General features: G+C 59.2%; 18 protein-coding genes. 7 read left to right on the top strand and 11 right to left on the bottom strand.

All coding sequences use genetic code 11. The features are described 5' to 3' along the window. Positions 1 to 1,359 carry an LLM class flavin-dependent oxidoreductase gene (locus NKI25_RS11290; protein ID WP_352998456.1) on the bottom strand — a complete coding sequence of 453 codons (1,359 nt, stop codon included), beginning with the start codon at positions 1,357 to 1,359 and terminating at the stop codon, positions 1 to 3. A gap of 194 nt (positions 1,360 to 1,553) precedes the next feature. Between NKI25_RS11290 and NKI25_RS11285 the strand changes: the two genes are divergently transcribed. The 3 genes from NKI25_RS11285 (at position 1,554) to NKI25_RS11275 (ending at position 4,285) form a co-directional block, all read left to right on the top strand. Beyond that, positions 1,554 to 3,356, top strand: coding sequence for a dipeptide ABC transporter ATP-binding protein (locus NKI25_RS11285; RefSeq protein ID WP_352998455.1), 1,803 nt, complete (start codon positions 1,554 to 1,556; stop codon positions 3,354 to 3,356). 301 nt (positions 3,357 to 3,657) lie between these two features. After that, positions 3,658 to 3,879 (top strand): hypothetical protein, encoded by a 222-nt coding sequence (locus tag NKI25_RS11280; protein WP_352998454.1) that lies wholly within the window; start codon positions 3,658 to 3,660, stop codon positions 3,877 to 3,879. A 67-nt stretch (positions 3,880 to 3,946) separates the two neighbouring features. Then, a complete protein-coding gene (locus tag NKI25_RS11275; protein WP_352470155.1) occupies positions 3,947 to 4,285 on the top strand; it encodes a BRA0787 family protein in 339 nt (112 codons plus the stop codon). A gap of 289 nt (positions 4,286 to 4,574) precedes the next feature. Here the strand turns inward: NKI25_RS11275 and NKI25_RS11270 are convergent, their stop codons facing one another. The 4 genes from NKI25_RS11270 to NKI25_RS11255 form a co-directional block, all read right to left on the bottom strand. Continuing rightward, complete coding sequence (locus NKI25_RS11270) at positions 4,575 to 4,940, bottom strand: hypothetical protein (RefSeq protein ID WP_352998453.1); 366 nt, start codon at positions 4,938 to 4,940, stop codon at positions 4,575 to 4,577. Next, on the bottom strand, positions 4,940 to 5,824 hold the full coding sequence (locus tag NKI25_RS11265; RefSeq protein ID WP_352998452.1) for a hypothetical protein: 885 nt from the start codon (positions 5,822 to 5,824) through the stop codon (positions 4,940 to 4,942). Before NKI25_RS11265 ends, NKI25_RS11270 begins: the two co-directional genes overlap by 1 nt. Before the next feature lie 218 nt (positions 5,825 to 6,042). Then, the gene (locus NKI25_RS11260; protein WP_352998483.1) at positions 6,043 to 6,210 is read right to left on the bottom strand and encodes an excalibur calcium-binding domain-containing protein; all 168 of its coding nucleotides are present in this window, start codon (positions 6,208 to 6,210) and stop codon (positions 6,043 to 6,045) included. A 208-nt stretch (positions 6,211 to 6,418) separates the two neighbouring features. After that, positions 6,419 to 7,084, bottom strand: a complete 666-nt coding sequence (locus NKI25_RS11255; RefSeq protein ID WP_352998451.1) for a thermonuclease family protein — start codon at positions 7,082 to 7,084, stop codon at positions 6,419 to 6,421. A gap of 1,256 nt (positions 7,085 to 8,340) precedes the next feature. On the opposite strand from NKI25_RS11255, the gene ligD reads away from it, so the two are divergent. Both ligD and NKI25_RS11245 read left to right on the top strand, forming a co-directional pair. Next, on the top strand, positions 8,341 to 10,110 hold the full coding sequence (ligD, locus tag NKI25_RS11250; RefSeq protein ID WP_352998450.1) for a DNA ligase D: 1,770 nt from the start codon (positions 8,341 to 8,343) through the stop codon (positions 10,108 to 10,110). Between the two features lie 79 nt (positions 10,111 to 10,189). After that, positions 10,190 to 10,408 carry a DUF3072 domain-containing protein gene (locus tag NKI25_RS11245; protein WP_352706198.1) on the top strand — a complete coding sequence of 73 codons (219 nt, stop codon included), beginning with the start codon at positions 10,190 to 10,192 and terminating at the stop codon, positions 10,406 to 10,408. A gap of 297 nt (positions 10,409 to 10,705) precedes the next feature. On the opposite strand, the gene NKI25_RS11240 is transcribed toward NKI25_RS11245, so the two are convergent. The 3 genes from NKI25_RS11240 to NKI25_RS11230 all read right to left on the bottom strand — a co-directional run bounded on the left by NKI25_RS11240 (position 10,706) and on the right by NKI25_RS11230 (position 12,316). After that, entirely contained in the window at positions 10,706 to 10,996 is a 291-nt protein-coding gene (locus NKI25_RS11240) for a hypothetical protein (protein WP_352998449.1), read from the bottom strand. 273 nt (positions 10,997 to 11,269) lie between these two features. Beyond that, positions 11,270 to 11,581: a hypothetical protein gene (locus tag NKI25_RS11235; protein WP_352998448.1), complete on the bottom strand. Its 312-nt coding sequence runs from the start codon at positions 11,579 to 11,581 to the stop codon at positions 11,270 to 11,272. Between the two features lie 303 nt (positions 11,582 to 11,884). Further along, positions 11,885 to 12,316, bottom strand: a complete 432-nt coding sequence (locus tag NKI25_RS11230; RefSeq protein ID WP_352998482.1) for a phospholipase D-like domain-containing protein — start codon at positions 12,314 to 12,316, stop codon at positions 11,885 to 11,887. Positions 12,317 to 13,267: 951 nt separating this feature from the next. On the opposite strand from NKI25_RS11230, the gene NKI25_RS11225 reads away from it, so the two are divergent. Continuing rightward, positions 13,268 to 14,683: an ATP-binding protein gene (locus tag NKI25_RS11225; protein WP_023678416.1), complete on the top strand. Its 1,416-nt coding sequence runs from the start codon at positions 13,268 to 13,270 to the stop codon at positions 14,681 to 14,683. A 205-nt stretch (positions 14,684 to 14,888) separates the two neighbouring features. Next, positions 14,889 to 15,911, top strand: coding sequence for a glycosyltransferase family 4 protein (locus tag NKI25_RS11220; protein ID WP_352998447.1), 1,023 nt, complete (start codon positions 14,889 to 14,891; stop codon positions 15,909 to 15,911). A 12-nt stretch (positions 15,912 to 15,923) separates the two neighbouring features. Here the strand turns inward: NKI25_RS11220 and NKI25_RS11215 are convergent, their stop codons facing one another. The 3 genes from NKI25_RS11215 to NKI25_RS11205 all read right to left on the bottom strand — a co-directional run bounded on the left by NKI25_RS11215 (position 15,924) and on the right by NKI25_RS11205 (position 17,424). Then, positions 15,924 to 16,283: a tRNA-binding protein gene (locus NKI25_RS11215; protein ID WP_023678419.1), complete on the bottom strand. Its 360-nt coding sequence runs from the start codon at positions 16,281 to 16,283 to the stop codon at positions 15,924 to 15,926. A gap of 6 nt (positions 16,284 to 16,289) precedes the next feature. Continuing rightward, a complete protein-coding gene (locus NKI25_RS11210; protein ID WP_023678420.1) occupies positions 16,290 to 16,790 on the bottom strand; it encodes a type III secretion system chaperone family protein in 501 nt (166 codons plus the stop codon). Positions 16,791 to 17,121: 331 nt separating this feature from the next. Beyond that, positions 17,122 to 17,424 (bottom strand): accessory factor UbiK family protein, encoded by a 303-nt coding sequence (locus NKI25_RS11205; protein WP_352681125.1) that lies wholly within the window; start codon positions 17,422 to 17,424, stop codon positions 17,122 to 17,124. Between the last annotated feature and the right edge of the window lie 63 nt (positions 17,425 to 17,487).

The raw sequence follows: 17,487 nt of genomic DNA, 5'->3' as shown, positions 1-17,487 counted from the left end.
TCAGGACACGGCGCGTGCGTTGTCGCGCTGCTCGGCGAAGCGGTTTGCCGGCCGCGCCAGACCGAAGCGGTCGCGCAGCGTTCCCGGCGCGTATTCGGTCGGGAACACGCCGCGGCGCTGCAGCTCCGGCACCACCTGCTCGGCGAAATTCACCCAGTCCTCGGGCAGCAGCGGGAACATCAGGTTGAAGCCGTCGGCGGCGCCTGAAACGAACCAGTCCTGCAACTGGTCGGCGATCTGTTTGGGCGTGCCCACGACAGTCGGGACCGAACCGCTGTTGGCGAGCTTGCGGGCGATGTCGCGTAGGCTGAGATTCTGCTTCGACCATTCCTTGACCCGGTTGAGCGATGTCCGTCCGCCATTGAACGTGCTCTCGTCCGGCAGCGGCGGCAGCGGGCCATCCGGCGGATAGACTGAGAGATCCAACCCGCTCCAGCTTGACAGAAGGTCGATGCCGACCTGATCGGGAAGCAGCGTCTGCAGGTATTCCTGCCGTTCCCGGCCCTCCGCCTCGGAGGCGGCGACGATCGGCAGGATCCCCGGCAGTATCTTGAAGCTCTCCGGCTTCCTGCCATAGCGGGCGAGGCGCTCGTTGATGTCCTGCCGGTATTTGATGCCGTCTTCCCTGGTGCTGTAGATGGCGAAATGCACATCGGCATGGGCGGTGGCGAAATTCTTGCCGTCCTCGGAGGAGCCGGCCTGGACGATCAGCGGATGGCCCTGCGGCGGTCGGGAGACGTTGAGCGGTCCCCTCACCTTGAAATGCGGCCCCTTGTGATTGATCGCATGGACCTTGTGCGGATCGGCGAAATAGCCGGACGCCTTGTCGAGCAGCAGCGCCTCATCTTCCCAGCTGTCCCACAGCGCCTTGACGATATCGAGGAATTCGCGGGCCCGCTCGTAGCGGAACGCATGCTCGATATTGCCATCGCGGCCGAAATTGCGGGCTTCCTCGTCCATCGCCGAGGTCACCACATTCCAGGACGCCCTGCCCTTGCTGATATGGTCGAGCGAAGCGAACATGCGGGCGAGATTGTAAGGCTCGCTATAGGAGCTCGATGCCGTGGTGATCAGGCCGATATGGCTGGTCACCCCGGCAAGGGCCGACAGCAGCATCAACGGTTCCAGGCGAGCATTGGCGTAATGGGCGACGCCGCTTTGCACCGAATCCCAGATCGCGACGTGATCGGCGACGAAGATCGTATCGATCCTGGCGCGCTCCGCCGCCTGCACGAGATCGCGGTAGAAGTCGAAGTCCAGCACTTCCCGGCCCGGCGCCCGCGGATGGCGCCACGACATGCGATGATCGCCCTGCGGATTGAAGAAGAATGCGCTGAGGATCATATGGTCTCGAGCCATGCCGGCCTCCTGCAAAATCTGCTCAGGAGACCATCGCGGTTCCGGTCAGACCGCTATCCACCAATCTCCCGATCCGTGAAAGGTAGATTGCGCTCCAGCTTAATTCGAGTAATTTTATAGAGATTATATGTTGTGAAAGCGGAAGCGATTGCCCTTGATGGCTGCGCGCAAAGAAAGTGGTTTCAAGCTCCCCAATGTCCTCATCAGTTCTGAACGTAGAGCAGCTTTCTATCACCTATGAGGGGCGAAAAGGATCGCATCCCGCCGTCAGCGGCGTATCGCTGCACATAGGGGAAGGCGAAGCACTCGGCCTGGTCGGCGAATCAGGATCGGGAAAAAGCTCGGTGGCGCTCGCCATACTGCGCTATTTGCCGAAAAACGCCCGGGTCGCGGCGTCAGCGCTTGAATTCCAGGGACGGGAAATCCGCGAACTCTCAGCGGAACAGCTTCGCAAGCTGAGGGGCGACCATATCGCCGCCGTCTACCAGCATCCGGGTGCGGCGCTCAATCCGGCGATGACGATCGGCCGGCAGATCATCGAGACGATCCTGCGGCATCGCCCGTTTCGCCACGAGGAGGCCCGCTGGCGCGCCGCCGATCTGCTAGAGCGTGTCTGGGTCGGCAATCCGGACCGGGTGCTCGATCTTTATCCGCACGAGCTTTCCGGTGGCATGCAGCAGCGCGCCAACATCGCCATCGCAATTGCGCTCGATCCGGCGCTGCTGCTGCTGGACGAGCCAACGACGGCGCTGGACGCGAGCGTGCAGTCGGAGATCATCGCCATCCTCCACGCCCTTCGCCGAGAGCACAAAACCAGCATTCTGCTGATCAGCCACGACATCAACATGATCCGCCGCTCCTGCGACCGGGTGGCGGTGATGCAGTCGGGAACCGTGGTCGAAAGCGGCGCCGCCGGCGATGTCTTCGACAACCCCTCTCACGCCTATACGAAGGCGCTGATCGCCTCGATCCCGGCGCTCAACTACACGAAGCGGAATGGAAGACTGGCGGAGGCGGACGGCCTGCCATCGCACTCGGCGGTCCAGAATGAAGACGCCGGCGAGCGCAAAGAACGCCGAATCGCGATCGCCTGCAAAGGCATCAGCCATGCCTTCGGCAGCCAACCGGTGCTCAGCAATATCGATCTCGACATCGGCCACGGCGAGACCTTCGGGCTGATCGGCGAGTCAGGTTCCGGCAAGTCGACTCTGGCAAGGATCGTCACCGGCCTACAGATGCCAGACGCCGGATCGGTCGAACTGTTCGGCAGGACGGTCGCACCGCGCGTCGAGAAGAGAAGTCTTGGCGAACGCCGCGATGTGCAGATGGTTTTCCAGTCGCCGGATCGCACGCTCAACCCGCGTCAGCGGATCGGCAGGATCCTCGGCCGCCCGCTACGCCGGCTCGCCGGCCTGCGCAGCAGTGAAATAAATGCCCGCGTCAGCGATTTGCTGCAATCGGTTCGCCTTGCCGGCGCCACAGCCGAGCAGAAGTCGCGATCACTATCCGGCGGCCAGCGGCAACGGGCGGCCATCGCACGGGCCTTCGCCGGCGTGCCGAAGGTCGTCGTGCTCGACGAACCCACTTCGGCGCTCGACGTTTCCGTCCAGGCAACCGTTCTCAACCTGCTCAACGACCTGCAGCGCAACAAGGACACGACCTATCTGTTCATCAGCCACGATCTCAGGGTCGTCCGCTACATGGCCGACACGATCGGCGTGCTGTATCGCGGCCGCCTGGTCGAAACCGGCTCATCCGACCAGATTTTTCACGGGCCCAATCATCCCTATACGAAACTGCTGCTGGCGGCGTCTTCAGACGATGCAGCGCCGAAGATCATCTCTCAGGGCGACATCGCGGCGGGCCCGAACCAGGGATGCGCCTTCGCCGGCCGTTGCTCGCTCGCTGTTGCCGATTGCCGGAAAGCGGAACCGCCTCTCAGCCAAGCTGGCGACGAGCACCTGATCGCATGTTGGCGGCTCGACCAAGGTTCATGAAGGACGGATCATCATTCTGAAGATCCGTCGCGCTCGCGAGAAAGGCGCGATGGAGCTGATCGCCATCGCAAAGTGCGAAGAGACCGGGAGCTGCGGCCGTTCGAGGCGCGGATAGCAGAAAGCTTGGCGATCAAGCATCCACCGTAGTCACAGGCAAGGTCGCATGGCATTTCGTCTGAGGCTCGCTCCTTACAAGCCAATGTCTACAAGTTCGATAGACATTTGCTAAGAAGCCGGTCATACTGCCCTCTTCAAGTGCCTGACTTTTCGCCGTCCATGTTCGCAGGATCAGGAGATGACGATGACGCAGACATTTCTGGAAGCCGTTCCGGGCTGTATCAGGATCGTGATCGGCGCCCTTTTCCCGCCCATGGAGCTTTCACGTTATGCGCCCGACCAGGCGCAGGCGGACGACGCATCTGACTCCGAGGCGAAATTTCGCCGCTCAGGACGGGATGAAGCCTTCTATTGGGGCATCGGCACTTGCGGCTATTGGGTAGGCGCCCGTCGCATCCGGCCATAGACCAATCATCGAAATGCGGGGCTTACCTGGCAGCATTGGCTGGCTGCCGCGATCCAGGAGGAGACCGATGACCACACGCCTTTTACCCGCACTGCATGAGGGCCATGCTCCGATTCATTTGCACGGAGCCTTCGACGATGCCTTGGAAGCTTACCAGACCTGGATTCCGGGAACGGACGAGCCGCACGTGGAATTTGAGGACCAGATGGTGCCGATCAGTTCGGTCTTCGGCCGCATGCGGACCTGCACCGATATTCTTCCTTGGCGCATCGAGGGCGATGTCCTAGAGGTTGTCGGCAATGCACTGGTTTTCGGCGGCGAAAAGGCGATCACTTACGCCGATGCCGCTCTAGTCCTTCGCGCTTTGTGCGTGAAGCGACTCCGGAGCGACGACGTCGGCAACTAACAGGCGACGCTGCGTAGGCTCCCGTCAAAGCCGGAGCCGGACACAAGGGCAGCTCGGCTCCGTATCATTCAGCCAGTATGCGTCGCGATCTGTCCTGATAGCCTTTATTTGCTCAGTCGGTCATGCGCGGCGATGGCTATAGCTCTGCATGGTGCGGATAGACTGGTCCTGCGAGGAAGGATTGAACTCTGAATATCGCTATTTTTTTCAATGATTTTTGTAGCATTGTGACGGACAGCAAAACGGTCGATAAAATGCCCAACTGCGTCGAGCAGTCCGCGCGCGAACACTACTCTTTGGTGGCGATAAGGTCTTTTGCCGCCAAACCCCCAACTATGGCAGAAAAGCAGAAACAGAGTATGAATGATGACAAGATTATCCCTATGGCAACCGAGATGCCTGGTCCACTTCTCCAAACGAGATAAGCATACAATAGAGAGCCAAACAAACAACAGGTTCCTGTAAGAATAAACATTAATATGTTCGCCTTTGCGGAGAATTTCAATTCCTTGCTTTCAAATCCACATAGATAGCCGGAACCGACAGCCGCCGCGTTGACAAGATGCAAAAACTCCAAGCCTGGAGGGACCGGAAAACTTGTGTATGACCAAATCAATGCTCCGGCGGAGAGTGCTGCTGTAATTGCAACATTCATCACGGGCCCCTCGTGACCGGCAGAGCAATTCGCGTGCTGAATACCGGCTGCTTTTTGGAATCAAATATTACGACGTCGGACTGCCTTATGCTTGACACCAATTCGCCGAACCCGAATCCATTAATCGTGCCATTTGCAAAAAGTGCCGCATTATCGTTCAGATCCGCGCGATCTAGAAAGGCCTTCATCACCACCGGGTCTTGGGCAAAATTACCCCAACTCGAGTAAGCGGTTTGTAGTTTATTTTTATTTGCAATGTCATAAAAACTTTTAGTTGTTGCGTCCGACCAGTATTCATTCGCGTTCATGATCCCGACATAATAGCCATCGGAAGCTGAAAGGCCCATATCTACTATACGATTATCCTCCATCTTAAATGAAAATTCTAAGCTGACATTTTTCTTACCTTCTTCAGAATCGTAGGTGAGACTTACCTTGCTCGCCGCGGATTCATTCTTTGCGGAAACGTGATCAACCGGTGTATATGCGGATGCTCTTTGCTCATAATTGGCATTTCCATACTTAATAATCGCCTCATAGTCGATATGATCGTCGATCGCACCGTCCACGTTATATATCGCGCATGCAATTGCTCCAGCTGCCAAAGGATTAATTATATTGAACGATATCGATCCTTTTGGCCAAGAAACGCTAACACCCCTCTCTTGGTTGTTGTTCTTTACATAATTCCATATAAAAGTTTGGTCTTTTGTGCGCTCAACATCCGATGCATAAACCAAGTCTTCGCCATTTAGCACGATTTTTCCTGTTTGTGCGGTCGGCGGCGTGGAATCATAACCATCGAGGGGGCACTCAGCCCCGCGCGTTCCATAACATGAGGACAAGACCACAAGGATAGTCGCTGCGTATTTCATAAGCACCACGAACCGCCTCCCCCAGCGCATCAGTTTCCATCTAGTTAACAGTGAGCTCAGTCCTGAGCAATCGAAACTGCTATACTTCTGGCACGGGATTCCCTGCCACGAGTTGGGACTTGCCGACTACCCCAGAAACAGCGCTCTTGCTCTGTAGATTAAAATGATGGCCTAGCGGCGGATAGGGTATCGTAGGGTATCGGTTGCAGACGATGGGACGGCCGAGGTCAGCACAACGACTCGCATGGTATTCCGTCGCTGTCCCGATCGAGCTTGCCGCCCCAAGGGCAATTCTCAAGATACCACCGTGCCTCGTTGCAAGAGGCAATTTGCGAACACTTCAGCCGCGGCTGACAGGACCAACTTTGCGCGAGCACTGTCGGCCAGATCGTCATTTGCGACAACGGACTTCCGGGGAGCGAAAAACCGCCATGCTGTTCAATCATGGGTTCCCCGCGTAACGAGAGGTGCTCCCAGACAAAATTGTCAGAGCCGTAACCAGGCTAGTCACTGATCGCTTCATAGTTCCCCACGCCCAGGCCTTGCGCATATCGCCCCACGACTATGGCCTTATTCGTAGCAGTTGCCCCTCCCCGAAAATCGTCATCGCCTCGAACGGCGCCAACCGGCAGAGCGAGCCTCCGCTTCCGTGCAAAACCACCTTTCGCCTTTTGATTCGGAAATCCGGGTTGCGTCGTAGAATTTCTGCCCTGGCAGGTGATAGATGCGCTCGCCTTCGGCTGAAATATTGCCTTTGATCTTGCAGGCGGTGTTGCCCATTGCGAACAGTGGCGCGCTCGTCGACTGCAGGTTGTCGCGGTGCTCAGCCCGCCACTCCCATGGCACCTGGAAAGATCCTGACCAGATTCCGCGCCTGGCAGCCTTGGCCGTCGCTTGCTGACCTGCATAGGCGCCGCTGCTGTATTTCGGCCAGTCAAGGGCGTTTCCGTTCTCGACCAACCAGCCGGCGATGTTGACACCGTCTGATCGAGCGCAGTTGCCGACGTATCGGCCATATCGATCCCAACTGACGAATTCGCAGTGGACCGGGCGTGATTCCGAGAGAAACACTTCAAGGGCGGCGGCGGCCTTCGCGCCGCACTGATATCGCAAGCCCTTCGCATCTTCGCATTGTTGAGCAGACTCGGGCGCATCGATGCCGTTGAAGCGGATCCGCTGACCGTGAATTTCGATCGTGTCGCCGTCGGTCACCGATGCAATGCCGACAATCGGATCCGCACCAAACATCGAGCCTAGCAATGGCGTCATGGGTGCTGCGGGCCTACTGCCTGAAACGAAATAACCTGCGATCCCCACGGTCGTTACGAGCGTCAATAGTATCTGCGGCTGTCGAAAGACCGACCGCCTGGCATTTCGTCTTAAACGCATTCAGATATCCCCGGCACGGTCGGGAGAGATCATGCCGTCGTTTTGGCTCGGTTGTCGAATCGCGAACCCACTACGCTGCAATGCTGCCGCGCAGCGGATTTGATTCTATTTCGACGGAGACCCTTCTAGATGTCCGTGTCTTGCAAGCGTTGCATGGTCTTTGTCAGCAACGCGTCAAACTGTTGTCGGGGCCATCGCCTGCTAACAAACATGCGCGCGAGCTAATGTAAGTGCAGTATCATCTGCAGAATTAGTTTGGCAATCGCCGTCGGCGCTTGCTTACATTCTTGCACTAAGCGATATTGCCCTTGGGCAAGCAATAAGTGGGGTATGGAAACTGTGAAGCGATTCGTTTTGTTGATGGCAATGTTCGCTGGCGTGGCTGGATGTGCCACGCCTCCTGACAAGATCGCAGGAGTTCCGAATGCCGGCCCCTGCACGCAGGCGGACCGAGAGCGTTTGGCCGTCATATCAAATCAGCAAAACAAAGCTGCGACAGGCGACGCCTTGGGGGTATTTCTCATAGGAGTGCCCGTCTCCTCCATGTCAGGAGGCGACCACGAAACCGAGATTGCAATACTCAAGGGGCGCTGTGGCGCGCCAAAAACCTAGGCTCAGGTCGGATCCTGTGAAGAGGCTGAAAGGTGGTTCGCCGACCAACGTCGCGATGGCGCGGTTCTCGATGTGAAATAGAGGATGAGATTCCGTCTCAACTGCCGACGAACGGACGGCCCGGGCCATGCCTTCTCTGGTGCACACCGGCGCCCACCCGTGCGCAAACGCTGAGGTGATCGCAACCTCGTCGCCAATGTTTGTATCCTCCGCCTTTTGAGGACTCTGGTGCTGCCGGCCAGTTCGTTAACTGACAGCTATATGCCAAGCGGGTTGCTTAGCGATCGCGGATACGCTCGTCCGCACTCGCAGCCACCGCCGCCGCGCGACTTCGCTTTCGCGTGGGTCGAGGGGACTTTAGCAGCTTCTAAAGTGCAGTTTCTGCGACAGAGATCGCCCCCCAACGTCTGCCGAAGACGGACGGCGACGCCTGAGCCTGAACAATTGGCTCAGACTGCACTTGTTTCGGAACCGATTCGATCCAGCCATATTGATTCAAATCGCAGCGTTCGGAGTGCAGGTGCATGCTTACGGAGCCTGGAGTTGGCCGGCTGTCGTTCATTGAATTCCAAATGCCCACCCTGGTCGAGAAGCCACCCAAGGGCGACGGATGGATTCATGAGATCAAATACGACGGCTATCGCACACAGCTGATAATTCAGCAGGGTGCCGTGCAGGCCTTCACGCGAAACGGCTTCGACTGGACCGCCAGATACAGCCCAATCGTCCGGGCTGCGGCTGAACTGAAAGCAAAGCGGGCAATCATCGACGGCGAAGCAACAGTGTTCGGCACCACGGGGCGTCCGGATTTCCACGCGCTACGCCGGGAACTTGGAAAGGCTGAGTCGACAAAGCTGGTTTTCCACGCATTCGATCTCCTTCACCTCGAGGGCAAGGATCTTCGGCAGCTTCCCCTCCTCGAGCGTAAGCGGGCATTAGAGCGTCTCTTGAAGACCGCGTCCCCCGCGCTCGTGTATGTCGATCATCTGGAAGGCGACGGCCCGACTGTGTTTGAGCACGCTTGCGAAATGGGCCTTGAGGGGATTGTTTCGAAGCGTGCAGATTCGCCTTATCGCTCCGGTCGGCAGGACAGTTGGCTCAAGCTCAAATGCATCAAGAGCGACAATTTTCCGATCGTCGCCTTCGTCGAGAAGCTAGGGGCACAGCCGCGTAGGATCGCCTCGCTTTATCTCGGCCGCAGAGATGGCAATCGCGTCCACTACGCCGGCAAGGCGCAGAGCGGCTATAGCCTTACCGATGCACGCGAAGTGCGCGAGCGCTTGGACCCACTAATCGTCGACAAATCTCCGCTCGCCGAGCCGATAGACAAGCCCAAGGCGACGTGGGTGCAGCCGACCGTTGAGGTCGAAATCGAGTATAGCGGCACCACCGATGACGGGCTGCTGCGCGAAGCGGTGTTCAAGGGCCTGCGCGACGATCTGAGCCCGCCGGCCGGCGCGTCATTGGTCCGCAAGACGCCGCCGTCCAATGAAAGTTCCGGCGTCCCCCGCGAGAACATTCTACAACTGCTGCCCGGCGCCATCGTGCCGTCGAAAGAGGAGCTGATCCGATATTGGAAGAAGGTGGCGAAAAAGGCGCTCGTCCATCTCGGCCGGCGGCCGCTCAAGCTGGTTCGCCACTCTCACGGGGTCACCTTCTATCACAAAGGCAAATTGCCCGAAATTCCGGAGGCCGTGCACCAGCTGCGTGTCCAGAAGCGCGAAGGCGGCGAAGGCGTGAGGCTGTGGGTCGATGACCTCGATGGCCTGCTTGGCTTGGTCGAAATAGGCGCCGTCGAACTGCACCCCTGGAACGCCACCGTCGACGATATCGAGCGTGCCGACCGGGTTGTCATCGATCTTGATCCTGGCGAAGGCGTCGAATGGGAAAGGGTCGTGGAGACGGCACTGACGCTCCGGGACATGCTGCACTCAGAAGGTCTCGATAGCTGGCCGAAGGTGACCGGCGGCAAAGGCGTGCATGTGATGGCGCCGCTGAAAGCTGTGATCACCCACGACGCCGCTCGGCAGTATGCCCGCAGGCTGGCGCAGCAACTGATCAGCAAGCATCCCGATCGCTATCTCATCTCGGCCGCGCCTTCCGCCCGCTCTGGGCGGATCTTCCTCGATTATCTCCGCAATGGGCGCGGGAACACGGCAGTCGGTGCCTATTCGCCACGGGCTCGTCTAGGCTTTCCGATAGCTGCCCCGGTCAACTGGAAACAGATCGAACAAGGAATACCGCCGGACGCGTTCACATTGGGCAGCCCGTTCGTGCAAGCGCGAAAACTCTAGCGACTTCCCGAGAACGCCTGACGACTGCGGAACAAATCATGATCATTCTCATTGTAGGATCATCAAGGAGATCCGTCATATGGCCGACCGGAAAAATCCAAAAATCGAGGCATCGGCAGATATCGAAAAGGATCCGGAAGATTGGGTCAGCGGGGATGATCCAATGACGCCGGCACAAGCCTCCTATTTGAAAACGCTGGCCGAACAGGCCCACGACCCTGATGCCTATGCTGACGGGATCAGCAAGGCCGAGGCATCTAAACGCATTGATGCCCTCCGGGAAAAGTTGGGCTTGTAGTGCCCGCTGGCCGGTTTCTCATCTCCGGCGACTAGGAGCCGATCCCGTCGGCTTTGCACAGTTTTGCTGCTCGTCGTAACCGGCACAGTTGGGGAGCGGCCCGGCGGCTCAAACCTGGCGCCAGCAGGTTAAATCCTGCTGTCGCAACAGATCAGGACGGCCCGAGGACGACGATGGCTAGCAAGGCAACAAAAAGAACAAGGGCACAGCCGTCTATGGCGTGGAGGAGGGCGGTAAACATGCCTCGGAGTCTTGAGGGCAATGTAGTCAGAGCGGCGGCTTGCGATCGCTCACCGATCACATCATCAGCCTTCGAATGTTTCGGCGGAACTCCGGGTCAACCATATTCCCGAAAGTTTCGAGGACACCGAACCCGAAAGCCCGATAGCACGAGAGCTGCATGATAACGAGACCACTCAAGGCGAACACAACCATGGCCTGGATAATCACGAACTCCGGCACTTTCGGAAGACCGAAGGTGACCAACCACAGCCCCAGTCCGATTGAATAGAGCAAGGCGAGAAGCCAGATCCAAAGCGTGAAGTTGACCTCTAAGGGCCACGACCGAAGACAGGCTTTCCAGAGCATGGTCAGAACACTGGCACAACCTCGGCGATTGTCCCAGCACAACCCCCTCGAACCAGGGGCGGAGTTTGTCACCCCCGCCCCTTCCCAGGCCCAGCTTTATCAGGCCTCGGTCGTCTTGCGCGACGAACGTCATGTGCTCGACGCCGTGCGGTCCCAGATCGCCGCCAGGACCGGTTCGGCATCGGTGGCGAATTCGCCGGCCGAAGGGGAAAGGAGCGTCCTCCGCAGCAGCCAGAAGTCCGTTTCGACCGAAAGCTGAGACGGCTTCGCGTTCTAATCCGGTGCGTCTCTGAGAGTTGTTTTCTTTCGTGGAACAGGCGTCCAATCGGAAATCGCATCAACGTCAACCGTGACCAATCCACCGGCTTTGAGGGTGACTTTGCGGTCGTCCTCATCGATGCGGGTGACCTCGCCTGTAAGCTGTAGCTCGTCACCAGGTTTGGCCTTCTTGGGCACGGGGATCGAATAGGGAAAGCCGTATGACGGGATGCTGACGCTTGCTCGGCCGTCGTCCAGCAGCTTCAGCACGGTCACGGTGATCGACACTTCGTCGCCGACATTGATTTCCGCAATCTCCCAAGCCATTCCTTGATTCTGGCGCGGCATTAAAGGTCGTCAAGGTCTTGCTAATGAGCAGGTGCCGCGCGGCCTAGAACGCCTTGTCCGCCGCGTCAAGCCGCGCGCAAATAGTCGACAGCATTTTCGTCAGCACAAACCGGATTTCGGAGAAGACTTTGGACGAGCGTCAAGGAATATGCCGCGTCAGCGGTGAGCCCCAAAGCGAGCTGGACCTCCGTCATTAAATCCGACAACTTAGCTCGTGCTCAGCATCCTGCTTTGCCAATCGGGCGAGATAATATGCGACTTAGTTTGGCCGGGCCAATTCTCCTAGGGATGCTGCTGCGAGCTCCTGCTGGAGCGACCGAACATTGCGTAAAGAGCAAGAGTCCCGACATGCCGGGCATGGCGATTGTAATGGCTGTGTCGGTTCATGTGCTCGCAGAACGCCTTTGCAACGCCCGACCTAGAACATGCCGACAGCCAGGTGAAAGATCTTGCACTGTCAGAGTTAGGCGGGTGCGCCGGACTGAGCCGCTCATACCAGGCCTGAGCCTGGCCGACGATGGGATCGTCGTAGCGGCCAAGGTTGAGCTCCAAGTTCTTTGTGGCGCCCGCTCGCGTGAGGTTCGACGAGCCGGCAATAACCCCACTGCCGCCTCCAAGGGCTTCAGCGCACGGAGCGAAGATGTAGGCCTTGGCATGCATGAAGGCTCGCTCGTAGCGTCGCGTCTCCATGCAACCCGATTGCAAGACGCCGATCAGACTCTTCAGTGCCTGACGCCCTGGGCGCGTCGCCAGTCAGTTCGTGCAGCGCGAACAAACCCTCGTTGCGCAGCCCACTCGATCGTTTGTTCGGCAGGTTGAAGGCCCGACTGAAGTATCAAGCGCGTCGAGCATGGCGGTTAACTCGTCGGGTGTTAAACCCTCCGCACGCTTGCAAGATGGTGTATCTGATTTCAGCACAATATTTCTCCTCGCTACGACACCATGAGATGCGTGCGGAATTCAACTTGATCTAGGGTCGGGAATTCGGAAGCGCCGGTGCGAATGGACTAGCCATTGCGTGACGACTTCAAGGCTCGCAGGCTGGCTACTTGTAGGCTGGGCAGGCTGGCAGGTTGACTTGCTTCGTTAGCGCGTAGGTGCCTTTGGGGCGAGCTGGGATGCCTGGCAGCTGGACAGGTCGCGGCATCTACTCCGCTTTTGAGACTATGATAAGCGGACGCTTACTATTTAGCAAGCGCCTACTGCCAGGATCGGCGACGTCCGTCGCAGCTTTCAACTATCAGATCCGGCAGCACGCCAAGCCTGTTAGATATCACATCGCGGCATCCGGGCGATCGGGCATCTTTGGCTGCAATGTCCCGCCCCCAACAACCGCAGATCAGCCTGCACGGTCTTGGGCTCGCGAACGCTTACTTGTCTAGCGCAATGAAGATCGACTCGTTGAGCCAGACGGGAAGAGCAACTCGGCCCTGTTGAGTTCGGGAAAAAGATTTATATGTGTCTTATTAGCTCTCAAACGAAACGGCGGCAGCCCGAAAGCTGGTTTGACAATTTGGGAATAAAGCCTTTGTTATCAATGGCCGGTAATCGAGCGTTTGACAGCCTAACCACTTGAACTGCCACTGCTGTTCCAGAACGGCTCAGCGTGGAATAGAATGTCGCCGACAGCGGTCCTTTGCCGGGCCGCCGGTGAGCGAAAGACGAATGGCGACCACGCAACTCGAACGGCCGGGAGATGGCGGCTTGAGCGCTCGTGCGACGCGGGCGCTCAAGGCCGTGCCGCGCGCCTGGAACCGTTTCTGGCGCCTGGTGTCGCTTTACATGCCGAAGCGGCTCTATGCCCGCTCGCTGATCATCGTCATCGCGCCGATGATCATGCTGCAGTCGGTCGTCGCCTTTGTCTTCATGGAGCGCCACTGGCAGACCGTGACGCAGCGCCTGTCGCAGGCCACGGTGCGCGACATCGCCGCCATCATCGACCTGATAGAGACCTATCCTCACGACGCCGACTACGCCAACGTCATCCGCATCGCCCAGGATCGCATGCAGCTGAAAGTCGACCTCCTACCGCCCGACCCGCTGCCGCCTCCCGGGCCAAAGCCGTTCTTCTCGATCCTCGACGAGATCCTTTCGTCCGAGATCACCCGCCAGATCAACCGTCCGTTCTGGATCGATACGGTCGGCAATTCCAATATCGTCGAGGTCCGCGTCCAGCTCGAGAACAAGGTGCTGCGCGTCTTCGTGCGCCGCAGCCAGGCCTATGCATCGAACACCCATATTTTCCTGATCTGGATGGTCGGCACCTCGCTGGTGCTGCTGATGATCGCCATTCCCTTCCTGCGCAACCAGATCCGGCCGATTCTGACGCTGGCCGAGGCGGCCGAGAGCTTCGGCAAGGGCCGGCCGATGCCGCGCGATTTTCGCCCGCGCGGAGCCGAGGAAGTCCGCCGCGCCGGCTTTGCCTTCATACAGATGCGCGAACGCATCGAACGCCAGCTCGAGCAGCGTACCGCCATGCTGAGCGGCGTCAGCCACGATCTGAGGACCATCCTCACCCGCTTCAAACTGCAATTGGCGCTTGCCGGGACCAAGGCGGCCGATACCCAGGCACTCGACCAGGACATCGACGACATGCAGTCGATGCTGGAAGGCTACCTTGCCTTTGCACGCGGCGAAGCTTCGGAAGACGCCGGCCAGTTCGATCTCGAAGCCTTCTTCGACAAGCTTCGCGAGGAGGCCGCGCTGCGCAAGCGCAAGCTATCGACCGTGCTTGTCGGCGATCCGCATGTGCATGTGCGCCCCAATGCCTTTGCCCGGCTGCTGTCCAACGTCGTCGGCAATGCATTCCGCTATGCCAAGACGGTGGAGATCAATGCCAATCATGGTCGCGGTTCGCTGCTCGTCACCATCGACGATGACGGCCCGGGCATTCCGCCCGAAAAGCGGGAGGATGTATTCAAGCCGTTCGTGCGGCTGGACGAGGCGCGCAACCTCGACGCCAGCGGCACCGGCCTTGGCCTCTCCATCGCACGTGACATTGCCCGCAGCCATGGCGGCGACATCGTCCTCGAACGCAGCCCGCTCGGCGGCCTTCGGGCGGTGATCAAGGTCCCCGCTTGACGGCAGCGACACCCGGCCTTCATCGGCCCGTCATGAAACCATGGTGAAGAGCGCCAATGAAGCGCGCAATCCTGATTGATTCGGCCCTGCGGCCTCATTTCGACCCCGCACCTGCCCGGGTGCGCTGGTGCGACGCCAGAGCTGCGGCGTGGTCGCCGCTCAGGCGTCGCGGCGAGGCAATGAAGCTTGCCGCCAAGGGACCGCCATGCGCATCCTGATGGTCACCGACGCCTGGCGCCCGCAAGTCAACGGCGTCGTCCACACGCTGGAGCGCCTCTCGGAGACCCTGAAATCCTTCGATATCGAGACGGACTTCCTGACGCCGAATATCTTTCGCACCCTGCCTCTGCCGACCTATCCCGATATCAGGCTGGCGCTGACGACGCCGCACCGCGTGGCGCAGCTGATCGAGGCACGCAAGGTGGACCACATCCATATCGTCACCGAAGGACCGCTCGGCATTATGGCCCGGCGCTACTGCCGCAACGCCGGCCGCCCGTTCACGACCAGCTATCACACACGTTTTCCGGAATATCTGAGCGCGCGCCTGCCGGTGCCTGAAGCATGGGCCTATCGCTGGCTGCGTGATTTCCACAATTCAGGACAGGGCACGCTGGTTGCCACCCAGTCGCTTGCCGACGATCTTGCGGCGCGCGGCTTCACCAAGCTCCGGCCGTGGACGCGCGGCGTCGACACCGATCATTTTCGGCCGGACAAAAGAAAGGACCTGGGATTTCCCGGACCGGTCTTCCTCTGCGTCGGCCGCGTCGCGATCGAAAAGAACCTGCCGGCCTTCCTCGACCTCGACCTGCCCGGCAGCAAGTTGGTCGTAGGCGAAGGGCCGGAATTGGCGAAGCTGAAGGCCAGATATCCCGATGCCCATTTCCTCGGCCATCGTCCGAACGACGAACTAGCCGAGATCTACGCCTCGGCCGATGTTTTCGTCTTCCCCAGCCGTACCGACACGTTCGGCAACGTCATCATCGAGGCGCTGGCCAGCGGCACGCCGGTCGCAGCCTATCCCGTCACCGGACCGATCGACATCGTCGGCGACGGCATCGGCGGCGCGGTATCGGACGACCTGCGGCAAGCAGCGCTCGCCGCCCTTCACGTCGACCGCGCCGAGGCGCGGCAACGCGCGATGCGCTACAGCTGGAAGGCCTGCGCGGAAATGTTCATGGAAACGGTCGAAGAGGCGCTGGGTACCAGGCGTAAACTGGCTGCGTGAGCAACAGCGCAGCTAGAACAATCTGCCTCCGTCCGGCACCTTGCGCTCGATCGCGCCAAGCACCACCGCGCCCTCTTCATCGGGAAAGCCGAGCGTCAGCACTTCCGACATGAATGGCCCGATCTGACGCGGCGGGAAATTGACCACAGCGAACACCTGCCGGCCGATCAGGGTTTCGGGCGTATAATATTTCGTGATCTGGGCCGAGGATTTCTTCACCCCGATCACGGGACCGAAATCGATTTTCAATTTGATCGCCGGCTTGCGCGCCTCGGGAAAAGGCTCGGCCTCGACGATCGTGCCGGCGCGGATGTCGATGCGGTCGAAATCGGCAAAGCTGATCTCGGGTTTTCGCGCGTTGCTCGAAACCATCGACGGTCAGGCGTTTCCGTAGGTTTCGAACAGCACGCCGGCCAACGCATCCTTGGCCGAAGTTCCTGACCAGACGACGAACTGGAACGCCTGGAAATAGCATTCGCAGGCCTCCAGCGCCGACGACAGCAGCACCTCGACCTGCTGGCTCGACGGCTCGACCCCACCGGCCAGCAGCAGCGACTGGCGGAACATGATGGCGCCTTCCTGCTCCCAGAGGTCGAAATGGCCAAATAGCATCTGCTCGTTGATCAGCGAAAGCAGCCGCATCACCTCGAGCGCACGCGCCTCCGGGACCTTGATGTCGAAGGCGCAGGCCAGGTGCAGCGCCTCATAGTCCTCCATCCAGGAGAATGAAACGTGGTAGTCGGTCCAGCTTCCGGCAACAGAGATCGAGATCTCGTCGTCGCCGGCCCGCTCGAAGGACCAATCGTTGTTGTGCGCCACCTGCTCGATAACATCCACCGGATGGATTTCGCGGGAGAATTCGAGTTCGAGAAGTTCCATGAAATGCTTCCTGTCGTTCTGGGAGCGCCACCACACGCTCCGCGGGAGAGGCACACTCGAACAATTCTGCCTAGAACTCGGACGGCCAGGACTTCGTCAACGCAAAGACCCCGGACCGGACCCCACCGCCCGGCGCATGACCCTGCTCCGAATCATGCAACAAATTCAGTCTATTGATCGGGAGTCGCGTGACCAGCCAAATTTTTCGCACTGCGTCATTCGCATGTGGAAAGGCGCTGTCACAAAGATTCACGCAGTACCGGTAAGCGATTCACGACAAAGCGCTTTTTGCGATCCGGCTTTGTGGAAAAGTTTAACGATTTATTTCTTGTTATTTTTTTGCACGCGGCTTTGCCGCAGCCGCAGGCGCTGGTTGACCGGTCAATTCGGCAAGCCTGGCCTCGAGCGCCTCGATGCGAGCGGCGAGGCGGGTGTTTTCTTCCCTGGCCTTCGCCGCCATGTCGCGAGCGGCCTCGAATTCCTCGCGCTGCACCACGTCCATGGAGTTGAGTATGCGCTCGGCCTGGCCCCTGAAGGCGGTCTCCACCTCGCGCCGCACGCCTTGCGCGGCACCGGCTGCATCGGTCATCAGCTTGGCGAATTCATCGAGAATGCGGTTCGGTCCGGTCGCCATGGCAAATCCTCGCTTGGTCGAATTGACGTAGTGGCGCACGATTCGGAATGCAAGCATATGCTT

Origin of the sequence: Mesorhizobium sp. M0808 (assembly GCF_040320025.1) — a bacterium.
Lineage (GTDB): Bacteria > Pseudomonadota > Alphaproteobacteria > Rhizobiales > Rhizobiaceae > Mesorhizobium.
The sequence above is the reverse complement of the archived record's forward strand: the minus strand, read 5'-3'. Positions and strand labels throughout refer to the sequence as shown.